At 40.5% G+C, this 14,383-nt stretch carries 19 protein-coding genes; all 19 read left to right on the top strand.

From position 1 onward, the window contains the following. Positions 1-1,614: 1,614 nt before the first annotated feature. The 19 genes from FGL31_RS27020 to FGL31_RS27005 all read left to right on the top strand — a co-directional run bounded on the left by FGL31_RS27020 (position 1,615) and on the right by FGL31_RS27005 (position 14,383). The gene (locus FGL31_RS27020; protein ID WP_232047061.1) at positions 1,615-1,755 is read left to right on the top strand and encodes a hypothetical protein; all 141 of its coding nucleotides are present in this window, start codon (positions 1,615-1,617) and stop codon (positions 1,753-1,755) included. 38 nt (positions 1,756-1,793) lie between these two features. Further along, entirely contained in the window at positions 1,794-2,720 is a 927-nt protein-coding gene (locus tag FGL31_RS21165; RefSeq protein ID WP_232047060.1) for a replication-associated recombination protein A, read from the top strand. A 23-nt stretch (positions 2,721-2,743) separates the two neighbouring features. Further along, entirely contained in the window at positions 2,744-3,268 is a 525-nt protein-coding gene (locus FGL31_RS21160) for an exonuclease domain-containing protein (RefSeq protein WP_138094294.1), read from the top strand. Positions 3,269-3,270: 2 nt separating this feature from the next. Continuing rightward, on the top strand, positions 3,271-4,260 hold the full coding sequence (locus FGL31_RS21155; protein WP_138094292.1) for a mannose-1-phosphate guanylyltransferase: 990 nt from the start codon (positions 3,271-3,273) through the stop codon (positions 4,258-4,260). 112 nt (positions 4,261-4,372) lie between these two features. Continuing rightward, complete coding sequence (locus FGL31_RS21150; protein WP_138094290.1) at positions 4,373-5,158, top strand: tyrosine-protein phosphatase; 786 nt, start codon at positions 4,373-4,375, stop codon at positions 5,156-5,158. Positions 5,159-5,572: 414 nt separating this feature from the next. Further along, complete coding sequence (locus FGL31_RS21145) at positions 5,573-5,854, top strand: hypothetical protein (RefSeq protein ID WP_138094288.1); 282 nt, start codon at positions 5,573-5,575, stop codon at positions 5,852-5,854. Further along, complete coding sequence (locus tag FGL31_RS21140) at positions 5,842-6,690, top strand: glycosyltransferase (RefSeq protein WP_138094286.1); 849 nt, start codon at positions 5,842-5,844, stop codon at positions 6,688-6,690. The genes FGL31_RS21145 and FGL31_RS21140 overlap by 13 nt, the downstream gene beginning before the upstream one ends. A gap of 69 nt (positions 6,691-6,759) precedes the next feature. Then, a complete protein-coding gene (gene rfbB, locus FGL31_RS21135; RefSeq protein ID WP_138094284.1) occupies positions 6,760-7,812 on the top strand; it encodes a dTDP-glucose 4,6-dehydratase in 1,053 nt (350 codons plus the stop codon). Between the two features lie 171 nt (positions 7,813-7,983). Continuing rightward, positions 7,984-8,550, top strand: coding sequence for a dTDP-4-dehydrorhamnose 3,5-epimerase (gene rfbC / locus FGL31_RS21130; RefSeq protein ID WP_099370284.1), 567 nt, complete (start codon positions 7,984-7,986; stop codon positions 8,548-8,550). Positions 8,551-8,552: 2 nt separating this feature from the next. Then, positions 8,553-9,422 (top strand): dTDP-4-dehydrorhamnose reductase, encoded by an 870-nt coding sequence (gene rfbD / locus FGL31_RS21125; RefSeq protein ID WP_138094282.1) that lies wholly within the window; start codon positions 8,553-8,555, stop codon positions 9,420-9,422. Positions 9,423-9,440: 18 nt separating this feature from the next. Then, a complete protein-coding gene (rfbA, locus tag FGL31_RS21120) occupies positions 9,441-10,310 on the top strand; it encodes a glucose-1-phosphate thymidylyltransferase RfbA (protein WP_138094280.1) in 870 nt (289 codons plus the stop codon). 442 nt (positions 10,311-10,752) lie between these two features. After that, complete coding sequence (locus FGL31_RS21115; RefSeq protein ID WP_138094278.1) at positions 10,753-10,947, top strand: hypothetical protein; 195 nt, start codon at positions 10,753-10,755, stop codon at positions 10,945-10,947. Positions 10,948-10,997: 50 nt separating this feature from the next. After that, positions 10,998-11,471: a tetratricopeptide repeat protein gene (locus tag FGL31_RS21110; protein WP_138094276.1), complete on the top strand. Its 474-nt coding sequence runs from the start codon at positions 10,998-11,000 to the stop codon at positions 11,469-11,471. Between the two features lie 13 nt (positions 11,472-11,484). After that, positions 11,485-11,835 carry a hypothetical protein gene (locus FGL31_RS21105; RefSeq protein ID WP_138094274.1) on the top strand — a complete coding sequence of 117 codons (351 nt, stop codon included), beginning with the start codon at positions 11,485-11,487 and terminating at the stop codon, positions 11,833-11,835. Positions 11,836-11,978: 143 nt separating this feature from the next. Continuing rightward, positions 11,979-12,242, top strand: a complete 264-nt coding sequence (locus FGL31_RS21100) for a helix-turn-helix transcriptional regulator (RefSeq protein ID WP_138094272.1) — start codon at positions 11,979-11,981, stop codon at positions 12,240-12,242. A 284-nt stretch (positions 12,243-12,526) separates the two neighbouring features. Further along, on the top strand, positions 12,527-12,907 hold the full coding sequence (locus FGL31_RS21095; RefSeq protein ID WP_197734355.1) for a winged helix-turn-helix domain-containing protein: 381 nt from the start codon (positions 12,527-12,529) through the stop codon (positions 12,905-12,907). 118 nt (positions 12,908-13,025) lie between these two features. Then, complete coding sequence (locus FGL31_RS27015) at positions 13,026-13,310, top strand: hypothetical protein (RefSeq protein WP_232047059.1); 285 nt, start codon at positions 13,026-13,028, stop codon at positions 13,308-13,310. Then, on the top strand, positions 13,270-13,653 hold the full coding sequence (locus FGL31_RS27010; RefSeq protein WP_232047191.1) for a hypothetical protein: 384 nt from the start codon (positions 13,270-13,272) through the stop codon (positions 13,651-13,653). Before FGL31_RS27015 ends, FGL31_RS27010 begins: the two co-directional genes overlap by 41 nt. After that, positions 13,601-14,383 (top strand): nucleotide sugar dehydrogenase, encoded by a 783-nt coding sequence (locus tag FGL31_RS27005; protein ID WP_232047058.1) that lies wholly within the window; start codon positions 13,601-13,603, stop codon positions 14,381-14,383. The genes FGL31_RS27010 and FGL31_RS27005 overlap by 53 nt, the downstream gene beginning before the upstream one ends.

The following is a 14,383-nucleotide window of genomic DNA, read 5'->3' as shown; positions in this document are numbered from 1 at the left end:
CCAACAAGAAAACCTGATTTTTTGCTAATATTCAAATAAATACGTTAAGGATGGTGAAATGTTCGGAGCATTTCATGACAATAGCAAACTATTATATCACAATCACATCAACAAGGATAATGGCAATTACGAAAGTGGCGTATTTAATTTCAAAATAGTGCGTAATGAAATCAGGCTGTCTCTTTTAGATTATTTCAACCCATCAATTACCAGTGAATTAACGGCATACTTGTTATTAAAGCCCTGTTTGTGATATTTTGAGTGCCTAATGCAAATAAAGTAATAGAATACTATAGTTGTTTATAGGCTAACATAACCTCGATTTTTTATAATCCACGTTACAGTTTCAATAGTAAAACACATATTTACAGACCAAGAAAAGCAGTTCCTATTTCGCAACCAAAGAGAATTAAAATTCTTGTTGTTTTAAAGGAATTGAAACATGAGAGACACAAGTGACATTAATGTAAATCCTGCAATCCCTCCGCTCATTTGCGGCCTGCGAAACCCCGCCGCTCTTGCCCTGTCCTGTTCTCGCTTTGGCTCTTTGCGGTGAATGGCTACTGTATAATTTGTGGCTGAATGTTTCCTTTTGTTGGTTTAAGCAGTTATTATTGTGTCAATCACCAAGCAAACTTTATGTGTGCAAAAAGGCGAGCGGTTCCTCAAATGGATTTTCAGCCAATTGATTGGTAGATTTGGCGCAGGCATGGAGTCATCCTGACAGACTTTGCCCAGATTGGTCGTTCACCTTCCTTTCGCTGTAGGGAGTGTAGGGGTGATTTTATCCTATTGTTCGGTGCATTCGGGACATCCTCAGGCCAGGGAATCACTAGATACAGATGTTGCTTTTAAAATTTTTGCCCGTGGAGTAATGTTTGGTAAGGAATTAGTTGAGTTGGTTTTGATGCCGATCTCATGGAGATCTCCACATTTTTTTAGGATCTTCAAAAAATTGCTATATTGTTGCCCGTGGGACCGAAATACCATTGAATATATTTGTTATTTATGAGGTGGGTGATCTGGTGGGAATTGTCTCGCACGGGAAAGTGTTTTATTTATTTAGTTTATTTCAGACCCGGTGCAGGGAAAGTACCGGGTCTTCTTTTTTCTACATTGTTAAAAAGTGCCGTCGCTGTTAGTAGAAATACTTTTCTGGCACCCTTTGAGACAACCCAGGAGAGCTCTGGGATCGGCTTCTGGCGCCACTTTTGCTTATATCCTGCAGGATGCTGAAAAGGTGGTGGAAGGTACTAACGTACTGTTAGTGGAGTGGCTAAGGAAAGATTTTTTTCACAGTTAGCCATAGGCAGGAAGTTATAAGTAAGGGGAAACAAGAAACAACTATTAAGGCTCATAGACATATTGCCACATTCATATTACTATATACTTTTTACGTTGCCTTTACTATGAAAATTCGATAGCTTTGTGAATTATGGCAACACAAATACCTTTGGCTGAGCGGATGCGTCCCAATAATCTTACAGAATATATTTGGTCAACAGCATATTGTCGGTGAGGGTGCCGTGCTGTGGAATGCCATAGAACGGAAGTCCGTTCCGTCCATGATCTTCTGGGGACCCCCCAGGAGTAGGTAAGACTACACTGGCGCTCTTGATCGCGAAATCCCTGGACCGCCCCTATTATAGCTTGAGCGCCATACAATCCGGGGTCAAGGAGGTCCGTGAGGTGATCGAAAAAGCAGAACAGATGCGGCAGTTCAATCAGGAAACAGCCGATCTTGTTTATCGATGAGATCCATAGGTTTTCTAAATCCCAACAGGATTCATTGTTTGGGTGCGGTTGAAAGAGGGACCGTGACTTTGATCGGTGCTACTACGGAAAACCCTTCCTTTGAGGTTATATCCGCTCTGCTCTCCCGCTGTCAGGTGTATGTTCTGAAAGAACTGAGCAAGGATGAGCTGGTAGAGATTGTGGACCAGGCCTTGACGCAGGATGAATACTTGAAGGAAGAGAACGTTCAGGTCAAGGAATATGAAGCCCTGCTTCAGCTCTCGGGAGGAGATGCCCGGAAGCTGCTTAACATCTTGGAACTGGTAACTCAGGCCGCCTCACACGGCAAACACGAGATCACTAATGAGTTTGTAGCCAAACATGTGCAGCAGAACCGCATTCGATATGACAAATCAGGCGAGCATCATTATGATATCATCTCAGCATTTATCAAGTCCATTCGTGGTTCTGACCCTAATGCTGCGGTCTATTGGCTGGCAAGGATGATCGAGGGAGGAGAGGATCCAAAATTTATTGCTCGGAGGCTGTTGATCCTCGCTTCGGAGGATGTTGGGAATGCAAATCCCAACGCACTTCTGTTGGCGAACAATTGCTTTCAGGCAGTCAATGTCATAGGTTGGCCGGAGTCGCGCATAATTTTGTCGCAAACAGTTGTCTATCTGGCTTGTTCAGCTAAGAGCAACGCCTCATACGAGGCGATCAACAAAGCTCAGGCCATGGTGAAGAGGACCGGCAACCTTTCGGTTCCGTTACATTTGCGGAATGCGCCGACAAAATTAATGAAGGAACTGGACTATGGCACGGAATATATGTATGCCCATGTTTATGCAGGGAACTTCGTTGAACAGGAGTATATGCCCTCAGAACTGGCCTCTGAGAAGTTATATGAGCCGGGCAAGAACCCGGCGGAAGACAAGCTTAGGATTTCCCTGCGAGAAAGGTGGAAAGGTAAGTATGGTTATTGAGTCTAATTTTTTTTAACATAAAGATGTCGAAAACATTTACCGCTATAGACTTTGAATTAGCTACTGCGAAATACAGCAGCGTTTGCGCTGTCGGGATTGTCGAGGTTGTTGATGGGGACATTGTCAATGAATTTTACAGTCTGGTGCAACCGCCCCAGAACAGATACATGTGGCAAACTTCACGTGTCCATGGCATCAAGCCGAAACATACGGTTTCGGCACCGACATTTATTGAGTTGTTTCCAAGCATCAGGGACATTTTGGTTTGCAAGCATATGGTGGCCCACGATGAACTTCTGGACCGTTCGGTCCTGAAGGAAACCATGGAATTCTACGACCTTTGCTACGAGGATCTTGGCCTTGACACAATTTGGGACTGTACGAGCAGGATTTACAGGTCACTGGGGTTTGAGCGTACTAAATTGAGTATCTGCTGTGAGCTGATGGGCGTTGAGCTGAAGCACCACGATGCACTTTCAGACGCTAGGGCGACAGCAGAGCTGTACCTAAGAGTTGATGATGCCATTGAAATGAAAAAACTAGGATAATTATGGGAAAAATAATTAATGTAATACTTTCTGGGGGGGTGGGTTCTCGCTTATGGCCCCTTTCACGCAAATCCAAGCCAAAGCAATACCTTCCAATCTTCGAGGGAAAAACTCTTTTTGAGCTAACCATTGCCAGAAACCAAGAGATAGCATCCAAAGTGATCCTAGTGGGCTCGACCCAGAACAAGACTATCGCAGAGCCATATTTAAAGCCCGTGAGCTATGATATTATCGCTGAGGCTGCACCGCGCAACACGGCAGCAGCAATTGCATTTGCGGCATTTCATGCCGATCCGGACGATATTCTGATCGTAACTCCTTCAGATCACCTGATCGAAGGCATGAAAAACTACAGGGAAGCCATCAACCAGGGCATCATGTACGCGCAAGAGGGATTCATTGCGACTTTCGGTATCGTACCGACCAGGCCGGAGACGGGTTACGGATATATCGAGCACGAAGGAAATACCGTACTTTCATTTCGTGAGAAACCCAATGAGGACACCGCACGGGACTTCCTGAAGAAAGGAAACTTTCTGTGGAATTCCGGGATCTTCTGCTTCAAGGCAGGTGTTTACCTGGAAGAATTGATGCGGTTCGAACCCAAGCTGTACAATGCAGCGGAAGTAGCATTTGAATACGCTGAGGACCTGGTATTGGATGAAGAACATTCTAAGCTGATCCCTTCCAAGAGCATTGACTATGCGGTCATGGAAAGAAGTGACTTGATAAAAGTGGTTCAGGCGAGATTCGAATGGTCAGATATGGGGGCATTTGACTCGTTGTTCGAATATTTTAAGGGCAAGGGACATCCTGTAGATGAAAATGGCAATATTGTTGTAGGTACTAACAAGCATACTGTATTTGTAGGCTTAACTAACTGTATGTTAGTGAGTACGGATGATGCGGTATTGGTTTTGGATAGGAACAGAGCACAGGATGTTAAGGCCGTTTACGAACAACTTGAGAAAGATAATTCGGGGCTGATTTAAAATTTTTGTAGCATAAGGTTCATTTTTGACGTATTAATTAAACCTTATTGACAAACAGAACATCTAATAAAACAGATATTACCTATTACCAAACAACTAAATAATTGAGAAAATGGGATTTTGGAGTAATTTATTTGGGGGCAACAAGAAGGCAGAACCTTCGTACAAAAATCGACTGAATTGGGTCGGATGGGATATACACAATCATATCCTTCCAGGAATCGATGACGGTAGCCCTGACGTGGAGGAATCCATTAAATTGATCAATGGCCTTAAGGAACTGGGCATTCACAACAGTGTTTCTACGCCCCATGTTATGGCCGGTGTACACAACAATACGCCTGAAACTATCAAGGTGGCTCATGGCAAACTGAACGATTACCTCAAGTCAAATGCCATCGACTTCAAGCTCAACTACAGTGCTGAGTATATGATCGATGACCAGATCGACCAATGGATAGAAACCGACAAGTTATGCTTGATCGACGATAAATATATGTTGATCGAGATGTCATACCTTTCGGAGTCGAAAGCTCTTTTCAATATTATTAAAGACATCCAAGACCGCGGGTACCAACCCATCCTAGCCCACCCAGAACGATACAATTACTACCATAACAACTTCAAGATTTTCGAAGAAATAAAAAGTGCCGGCTGTTACCTGCAGTTGAACCTGTTGTCCATCAGCAAGTACTATGGCGAGAATGTTAAAACATGCGCTTTGACATTGATCCGTGCTGGAATGTACGATTTTGTAGGCACTGATATGCACCATACAAGACACCTAGAAGCCCTAAAAGCCGTGGTTTCAAAATATGATGTCCAAGAATTATTGAAAGGATGCCCTATCAAAAACTCCAAATTGATAGAATCAAAAAGCGAAAAAAAAACGGCATAATATATAAGAAAGCGCAGCATAAGTCGGGCTAGCGCCTGTTGCTGCCCTTCGGCGGCTTATTGGAGCCGAAACCACCGAAGGGGGGCCCTAAGCATTCGAAGGGCAGATACCACCTTTGATTCCCGGTCCCCGAGTAGTCGAAGGATAGGGACAACTCTTCGGTTCCTGCTTTCGACTCAGGTTAACCAACGCAACCAACGGCTATCGACCCTAAAATACCTAAAATAGATAAATTTTAATTTTAGAATCCACTAGCTTTCCGAAAATTTCTATAATTTTATCTCGTAAATAATGAATTTTATTGTTGTGTAAAATTTTGAATAATAAGGTATTATGCAGTTCTATGAGCTTATTTTAAATACATTTGCATAATTAAAATACATGTAACCTTTTATTAGCGAGTTCACATAAAACTTGAGATTCCACGTTATCAACGATCTATATTATAAAGATTTCCATGCCGGCTTTAAAGCAAAATATGATGTTTACGAAATCATAAAATCAGATATTCCAACTTCCAATACCTATAATTTTTACAAGGTCAATTTAATGGATTCGAAATATAGAATCAGGAGAATCCTTTCCAGGCGATATGCAAATTATTACAATTACCTAACCTTCAAAAAATATATTGCAGAACTAGACGCTAATGATGTGGTTTTGGTTTTTATTCCTTTGAAAGTTTGTTTAACGTAGCTAAAGCTGTATACAACAGTCTTTATAGTGCGAAAATCAAAAGAGGGATTCGCATCATCATGATGATCATTGATTTAGATTCGATCCGAAGGATTGGGCAAATCGATCCTGAATATGAAATTAAATATCTGGACTTTGCAGATATCGTGATTTCTCAGAATGCGGAAATGTCAAAATGGCTCATAAGTAACCGAATAAATCCTGCTAAGGTCGTTAATTTAGACCTTTTCGATTTCCGGCTCGATACAAATTATCAAGTGATCACGGCTAGTAATGAAGTTTTTGAAAAGAATATTATTTTCGAAGGAAACCTAACCCCGGAAAAAGCAGAATTCCTCTATAAATGGAAGCCTAATTTCAAAGCAAAACTTTATGGAATCAATTTGAAACAAAACGCAATTACCAGAAAATATGGAATATTTGGGCTTTTTCAATCCAAGCAGTCCTGCCATGGACGTCAGTGGTTTTTCGTTTGGTTTGGTTTGGTTTGGGAAGGGAGTAGTATAGAAACATGTACCGGATTGGCTGAACAATATTTAAAATTTTCAACTCCCCATAAATTGTCAATGTATCTGTCCCAAGGCTTACCAGTTATTGTTTGGAAAGAATCGGCAATGGCAAATTTCGTGGAAGAGAATAATATTGGTTTTACCATACAAAGCTTATCTGAAATTGATGAGATTTTCGAAAAAATCACTGCTCAAGTATATGCAGATATAAAATCCAATGTCCAAATCATCAAGAAAAAAGTTGTCCATGGTGAATTTCTAAAAACTGCTCTATCAAAATGTTTTTCCAAATTAAATATTCCAGAATTGCGGGAAGCTATAAAGTAAAAACTACATTTTTAGCTAAAGAAATAAAGACCTTATTAAGTAACTAGTTTTATTTGTTTATTTTGTGGAATGAATAAGACAATTCTAATTACAGGAGGAGCAGGATTTATTGGATCTCATGTTGTAAGGCATTTTGTGCTAAAATATCCGGATTATAAGATTATTAATTTGGATGCACTGACCTATGCTGGTAACCTTGAGAATCTTGTAGATATTGAAGGACATCTCAATTATGCATTTGTAAAAGCTGATATTCGCGATGAAGGCGCATTGGAAGATGTTTTTACACAGTTTCAACCCGACTCCGTAATTCATCTTGCTGCAGAATCGCATGTGGACAGATCCATTACCGACCCTATGGCATTTGTAAACACAAATGTAATTGGAACTGTCAATCTATTGAATACTGCAAAGAAACTTTGGAACAGCGATTTCGGAGGGAAGAGATTTCACCATATTTCCACAGATGAAGTATTCGGAGCATTGGGCGACAGTGGGTTTTTTACGGAAGATACCAGTTATGATCCTCATTCGCCTTATTCCGCTTCAAAAGCTGCTTCAGATCATTTTGTGCGTGCCTACCATGATACCTATGGTCTGCCCGTTGTGATTACAAACTGTTCGAATAACTACGGCCCCAATCATTTTCCTGAAAAACTTATTCCTCTCTGTATACTCAATATAATCAACAATAGACCCTTGCCAATTTATGGCGACGGGAAATATACACGTGACTGGTTATTTGTAATTGACCATGCGAGAGCTATAGACACAGTTTTCCATCAAGGGAAAAACGGTGATTCCTACAATATTGGTGGGTTCAATGAATGGAAAAACATTGATTTGGTAAAGGAACTGTGCAAGCAAATGGATGATAAACTAGGTCGCCAGGCCGGAACATCTGAAAAATTGATACAATTTGTAATGGACCGCCCAGGACATGACCTGAGATATGCAATCGATGCTACAAAAATAAAGAATGAACTAGGGTGGGAGCCAAGTGTTACTTTTGAGGAAGGTCTGTCGAAAACCATTGATTGGTTCTTGCAAAATCAAGAATGGCTGGAACAGGTGAGTTCGGGAGAGTATCAGAGGTATTATGAGAGTAGATATCAGATGTGAGGGTGAAAAAGACATAAGACAATAGACATAAGACATTAGACAGGGAAAGAAGGAGAGAGTTTAATGGAATGGTTGATTGAAATTGGGTTTGAATGGTGTTTTAAGAAACGTTAAATTTAGGGGTAGAATTTGAAGGGGTTAATAAAAAGGATAATTAATTAGATTCATAATATGAATGCAATAGAAACTGGTCTTAAGGACTGTTTCATTTTAGAGCCTCGAGTATTTGGTGATAGCAGAGGCTATTTTTTTGAGAGTTACAATAAGTCTGTTTTTAAGAAAGCTATTGGTTTGGACGTGGATTTTGTTCAGGATAACCAAAGTTTCTCGACCAAAGCTGTATTGCGTGGTCTGCATGCACAGGCTGGTGAATTTGCACAGGCTAAGTTGGTGCGAGTATTACAAGGTGAGGTGCTGGATGTTGCTGTTGATGCTAGACCGGACTCAAACACATTTGGTAAGCATGTTGCAGTCCTGTTAAGCGCTGAAAACAAACGACAACTTTTTGTGCCAAGAGGATTTTTGCACGGTTTTATTGTATTATCCGAAACTGCTGAGTTTTCTTATAAATGCGATAACCTTTACAATAAAGACGCGGAATGGGGTGTGATCTACAACGACAGTCAACTGAATATTGACTGGTCATTGCCAACTGACAACCTCTTGGTATCTGACAAAGACAGGTTATTGCCGTCCTTTGAGGATGCTATTGCTCAATTAAAGCTAAAGACTAACTAACATTGAAAAAGCAAAAAGTATTGGTTACTGGAAGTTCAGGCCAATTGGGTTCTGAGCTAAAAGATATTTGGTATTCTGACTATCGCTTTGAATTGTATTTTCTGGAGCGAAAAGATCTAGATCTAACCAATCCTGACCTAATTCAAGGAATCCTTAATCATTATCAACCGGATTATATCATCCATTCAGCGGCCTATACTGCTGTTGATTTGGCGGAACAGGAGCCTGATATTGCCAATGTTGTCAATCATCTTGCTACATCGGAAATCGCCAAATATGCTGGTAAAAATTCTGTCAAGTTGATCTATATCTCAACGGATTATGTTTTTCCGGGAAATAAAGACGAAGCTTTAAGTGAGGATCTACCGACGGACCCAATTAATATCTATGGAGCTTCCAAATTAAAGGGTGAATTGGCTGTACAAGAGTTTTGCAATGATGCCATAATTATCAGAACAGCTTGGGTATATTCTACATTTGGGAAAAACTTTGTCAAGACCATGCTCAACTTGATGAACAGCGGGGATGAAATCAATGTTGTTTCAGATCAAATCGGTAGCCCTACTTATGCATATGACCTGGCTATTCTGATAAAGTATATCATAGAAAATGGAAAATGGGTTGCTGGAATTTATCATTATTCCAATGAAGGTAGAATCAGCTGGTATGATTTTGCAAAAGAAATCAGAGATCAATCTGATCTAGACTGTAAGGTGAACCCAATTCCAAGTGCTAGTTACCCTACACCAGCAAAGCGCCCACATTATTCATTGTTGAGCAAGGAGAAAGTAAAACATACCTTTAAAGTTGATGTTCCGGAATGGAAAGAAAGCTTGAATAAGATGCTTGATAAGTTGAAAGCTAACCAATAAAAACAATAGATAGATATTATGAAAGGAATAATTTTAGCAGGTGGTTCAGGGACAAGGTTGCACCCATTGACACAGGTTGTTTCTAAGCAATTGTTGCCGGTATATGATAAACCCATGATTTATTACCCCTTATCGGTATTAATGTTGTCAGGAATCCAAGAGGTTCTCATTATTTCTACACCTGTTGATTTACCTAATTTCAAACGTTTATTTGGAGATGGCAGTCAGTTGGGAATTTCGATTTCCTATGCTGAGCAACTCTCGCCTGAAGGACTCGCACAAGCTTTTATTATAGGGGAAGAATTTATTGGCAGCGATGATGTCTGCTTGATATTGGGGGACAATATATTCTATGGAGCAGGCCTTCAGCAACAATTATTGGATGCCAAGAAAAAGGTCGAAGAGAATAAACAGGCTGTAGTTTTTGGTTATTATGTCGATGATCCAGAAAGATATGGAGTTGCTGCATTTGATGAATCCGGACGTGTCACTGATATTGAGGAAAAGCCAAAAGAACCAAAATCGAATTACGCGATTGTGGGTTTGTACTTTTACCCGAACACCGTTGTAGAAATTGCTAAGAATGTAAAGCCCTCTGACCGGGGTGAATTAGAAATCACCACCGTAAATCAAGAATATCTTAATCAAGATAACCTTCAGCTTCAGCTATTAGGCCGTGGCTTTGCTTGGTTGGATACGGGAACTCATGAATCATTATCTGAAGCTACGGAATTTATAAAAACAATCGAGAAAAGAACCTCCCTAAAAGTAGCTTGCCTAGAAGAAATTGCACTATCCAAAGGATATATTGAAAAAGAAGATTTATATAACAGAGTCAAGGACTTAAAAGGAGTATATTTTGATTATCTGAAAAAGATAAGTGGATGAAACACAAGTCGGAGACTTGCGCTAGCTTTGCTGAAGATGGTCTGAGGCACAAGTCCACCCAGCGCATATTGTAGCGGGCGGTCGTTGAGCGTAGTCGAGGCGTGCGCTAGCAAACATCGACCACTAAGATTAACCTCAACCAATATCCATATTGGTTAATTTTTCCTTTTATATCTAAATTTTCCCGAAATTTAGGGAAATGAATTTTATACCAACCAAATTAACCATACTTCTATTAACTTTACTCTATTCTTTTGGGTGTATATTCCTTTGAAAGCGCAGAGCGAACGATCCAAAGCTCTTAAGGAGTTAGAGGAAGTACTTAATATCGATGTTAATTTTAAGACAGATACCATTGCACTTAAAAAACGCTTGGATTCTGTTCGTATTCTTGCTGACGAAAGACGCAGTATTCCTCTGAAGTGGGCGTATTACCAGTTTGATGGCGGATGGCTATTCCATAGCATTCGACCGCGTCAATAATAAATCCAATGAATATTATGCGAAGGCACAAGAATTGGTAGAACCTACAAGAGAGTTTGAACTCCAACAGCTGGGCTACATTCGCCAAGGTTACTATTTTTATGTCTATAGAAATATCAAAAGAAGCCTTTCCTTGCTTCCTGAAAGCCAATGATCTCAAGGATAAGATCGATCCAGATGAAATCCCCAGGATTACCCTTCATTATGGCTTTAATTGCAAGCTTCTACAGTTTTATCGGAGACCAGAAAAAAGCATCTGATTACCTCAAATCAGCATTGCCATATTCAGAGCCTCTGAGCCGTAACAGAATTGATATGGTCAATGCCATAGCCGTTTATAATCTGAGGGACTCAGCAAAAGACGAAGCTTTTCGTTATTTTGAACAAGCCCTGGATATTGCCGAACAAGCCAAGGATTCCGTTTGGATCGGGATTGTATCGGGTAACCTGTCGGATAGGGAGTGGGAAAAAGGCAATTACAACAAGGCCATCGCACTTGTGAAGAAGAATATTGAATATTCCAATAAATTCAATGAACCTTTAGACGCCATGCGTGCTAACCTTATTCTGGCATCCATGTATGTGAAGCTCAAGGATTGGGATTCTGCAAGAAAACATGTGCATGAAGCCCAAAAAGGAATGAGCGACAAGCCTTATTTTTTTACTTTACAAAACTGACGCTTATAAGGTTTTGGCCGAAATCGCACATGGCAGCGGAAACCAAGCAGAAGAACTGAAATATCTAAATACCTACCTCCACTTAAAGGACAGCCTGGACAATATTCGAGATCAGGAGAAGTTCCAGAAAGTCTCCTGGCAATGGGAAGCAGAGAAATATCAACAGAACCTGGAGAACGCTGAGCTCAAAAGAAAACAGATCAATCAGACATATTTTTATGTCGTAGTGTTCTTTGTGCTTCTGTTTGTGATTATCCTTCTCCTTGTCAACCGGTCCAAGAATAAATACTCTTTAAAAATACAGAACTTGAAAAGGAACAGCTGCAATTGTCTTATGAGAAGCAATTGGTGGATCAAGAGTTGATTGTGCTCCAATAATTCCTTGCAGGAATTTACTGCAACCATCAAGCAGAATGACCTTACGATCCAGAGATTGCGCAATGAGGTAATCCATAATCTCGATCATTTTCCAGATCGACAGGAAAAATTCAACGATAGCCTCAACAAATGCTGGAGAACCAGTTGATGACCGATGAACGATGGATCAAGTTCAAGAATATCTTTGACCGCGTTTACCCAGGCTATCTTGATAATGAGAAAGAATCCGTGCCAAAACTTACGGAATATGACTTAAGGCTGCTTGCCTTAATGAAGTTGGGTTTAACAAACCGCAGTGTTGGTGATCTATTGGGTATTTCCTTAGAAGGAGTAAAAAAAGCGAAGCAAAGGCTTAAGAAAAGATGGATGTTGACAGCACGAGTCGGTCGCTGAGTAATTGAAGCACAAGTCAGAGACTTGCGCTAGCAATTGCTGAAGATGGTTGGTGGGGACACCAACCATGGCGTGAAGGCGGGCTAATTTAAGGGCATCTAAATACTAAATACTATATACTTTCTACTAATCCATTTAACATAGAATTAATTTTGCTTTGCAAATAATGTTGAGTACTTTTGTTGCTCACTTTCTATTTTATATGCTGGATTCATTGATAACCTCAAAGACGCGTTTAAAATTGTTGATCAAGTTTTTTTGTAAGCTCGACCAACAAGGGCTATTTGCGTGGCATTGCAGAAGAGTTCAATGAATCTACCAATTCCATCAGGAAAGAACTGAATCAATTGACCGATGCTGGTTACTTGAACAAGTCCCAAGAAAACAACAAGATTTATTACCGTGCCAATGTGGAACATCCTCTTTTCCAGAGTTTGCAGAATTTGGTTCGCACTTTTTTGGGAATTGACCAAGCGGTAGACCAGGTTTTGGAAAGAGCCGGCGATGTGGAGCAGGTTTCTTTATTGGGTGAATATGCCAATGGCATAGATTCAGGGACAATCGAGGTGCTGGTGATGGGGAAGGATCTTGATTCGGCATATTTATTGCAGCTAAGCGGCAAAACCGAGAAGCTGTTGGGCAAAAAACATCAAGATATATCTTGAAAAGCCATTAGAAGTGAAACAACAGATAATATTGTATCGAAAAGAAAAATGAAAGTTGTAAATTGGTAGATAGCCAATTTGAACTCGGTTTACTAGAAATGGAAATCAAAAATATTGCATGTATTGGGCAGGATATGTTGGAGGACCAACCATGTCTGTTATTGCCCAGAAAAACCCAAATATACAGGTAACGGTAGTTGACTTGAACAGCTCTCGTATCGACGCTTGGAATTCCGAGAACTTGGATGAACTGCCAGTTTACGAACCGGGACTGGATCAGGTCGTCGCTGAGGCCAGAGGTCGCAACCTTTTCTTCTCAACAGATGTAGAAAAGGCTATTTCAGAAGCTGAAATGATCTTTAATCTCAGTCAATACCCCCACAAAAACATACGGAAAAGGTAAAGGACAAGCAGCAGACCTTAAGTTTATTGAGCTCTGTGCAAGACAGATCGCCGATGTCGCCACATCGTCCAAAATCATCGTTGAAAAATCAACCATTCCAGTTCGTACTGCCGCAACGATAAAAAGCATTCTGGACCATACCGGAAAAGGTGTGCAATTCAGTGTGTTATCCAACCCTGAGTTCTTGGCTGAAGGAACTGCAATGTCGACCTCCATAATCCTGATAGAATTCTCATCGGTGAGAAGACGAAAGTGCAATCAATGCCTTAAAAACAATATACGAAGCTTGGGTGCCAACGGAAAGGATTATTACGACCAATTTATGGTCTTCAGAACTTTCTAAACTGGTGGCCAATGCTTTCTTGGCGCAGCGTGTATCTTCCATTAACTCGATTTCTGAGCTTTGTGAAGTAACAGGAGCCAATGTGGACGAAGTTGCTCATGCAATTGGACAGGACTCCAGGATAGGGTCTAAGTTTTTGAAAGCTTCAGTGGGTTTTGGGGGTTCCTGCTTTCAAAAAGATCTGTTGAACCTGGTCTATATTGCCAGATCCTATAACCTGACTGAGGTTGCCAATTATTGGGAACAAGTAATCCTGATCAATGACCATCAAAAGACAAGGTTTGCAGAAAAGATTATCCGATCGATGTACAATACGGTAAATGGCAAGAAAATTGCGTTCTTGGGTTGGGCATTCAAAAAGAATACTAATGATACCCGTGAATCAGCCGCCATTTATGTAGCAGACCATTTATTGGATGAACAAGCACAGATTTCAGTATACGATCCAAAAGTGCAGGAAAATCAGATCTATAAGGATCTGGATTACCTTGCTACAAGAAGTGCAGATGAGAATAAAGAATTGTTAAAGGTCATCAATGATCCCTACGAGGTTGCAAAGGATGCCCACGGATTGGCAATCCTTACAGAATGGGATGAATTCAAGGACATTGATTGGAAAAGAATCAAAGAATCCATGAAAAAACCCGCATTTATATTTGATGGGCGAAAGCTTCTGGATAAACAGAAACTTGAGAGTTTGGGATTTGTTTACTATGCTATAGGTGAGTAA

The organism is Sphingobacterium daejeonense, assembly GCF_901472535.1.
Lineage (GTDB): Bacteria > Bacteroidota > Bacteroidia > Sphingobacteriales > Sphingobacteriaceae > Sphingobacterium > Sphingobacterium daejeonense.
This window is presented reverse-complemented; position numbering and strand designations above follow the sequence as displayed.

Excerpts from the sequence above, each read along its gene's own strand:
- FGL31_RS21115 (WP_138094278.1), top strand. The coding sequence starts at position 10,753 with ATGGCGGATGGCTATTCCATAGCATTCGACCGCGTCAATAATAAATCC.
- FGL31_RS21150 (WP_138094290.1), top strand. The coding sequence starts at position 4,373 with ATGGGATTTTGGAGTAATTTATTTGGGGGCAACAAGAAGGCAGAACCT.
- FGL31_RS27015 (WP_232047059.1), top strand. The coding sequence starts at position 13,026 with ATGTATTGGGCAGGATATGTTGGAGGACCAACCATGTCTGTTATTGCC.
- rfbC (WP_099370284.1), top strand. The coding sequence starts at position 7,984 with ATGAATGCAATAGAAACTGGTCTTAAGGACTGTTTCATTTTAGAGCCT.
- FGL31_RS21160 (WP_138094294.1), top strand. The coding sequence starts at position 2,744 with ATGTCGAAAACATTTACCGCTATAGACTTTGAATTAGCTACTGCGAAA.
- FGL31_RS21100 (WP_138094272.1), top strand. The coding sequence starts at position 11,979 with ATGCTGGAGAACCAGTTGATGACCGATGAACGATGGATCAAGTTCAAG.
- FGL31_RS21110 (WP_138094276.1), top strand. The coding sequence starts at position 10,998 with ATGGCTTTAATTGCAAGCTTCTACAGTTTTATCGGAGACCAGAAAAAA.
- FGL31_RS21155 (WP_138094292.1), top strand. The coding sequence starts at position 3,271 with ATGGGAAAAATAATTAATGTAATACTTTCTGGGGGGGTGGGTTCTCGC.
- rfbB (WP_138094284.1), top strand. The coding sequence starts at position 6,760 with ATGAATAAGACAATTCTAATTACAGGAGGAGCAGGATTTATTGGATCT.
- rfbA (WP_138094280.1), top strand. The coding sequence starts at position 9,441 with ATGAAAGGAATAATTTTAGCAGGTGGTTCAGGGACAAGGTTGCACCCA.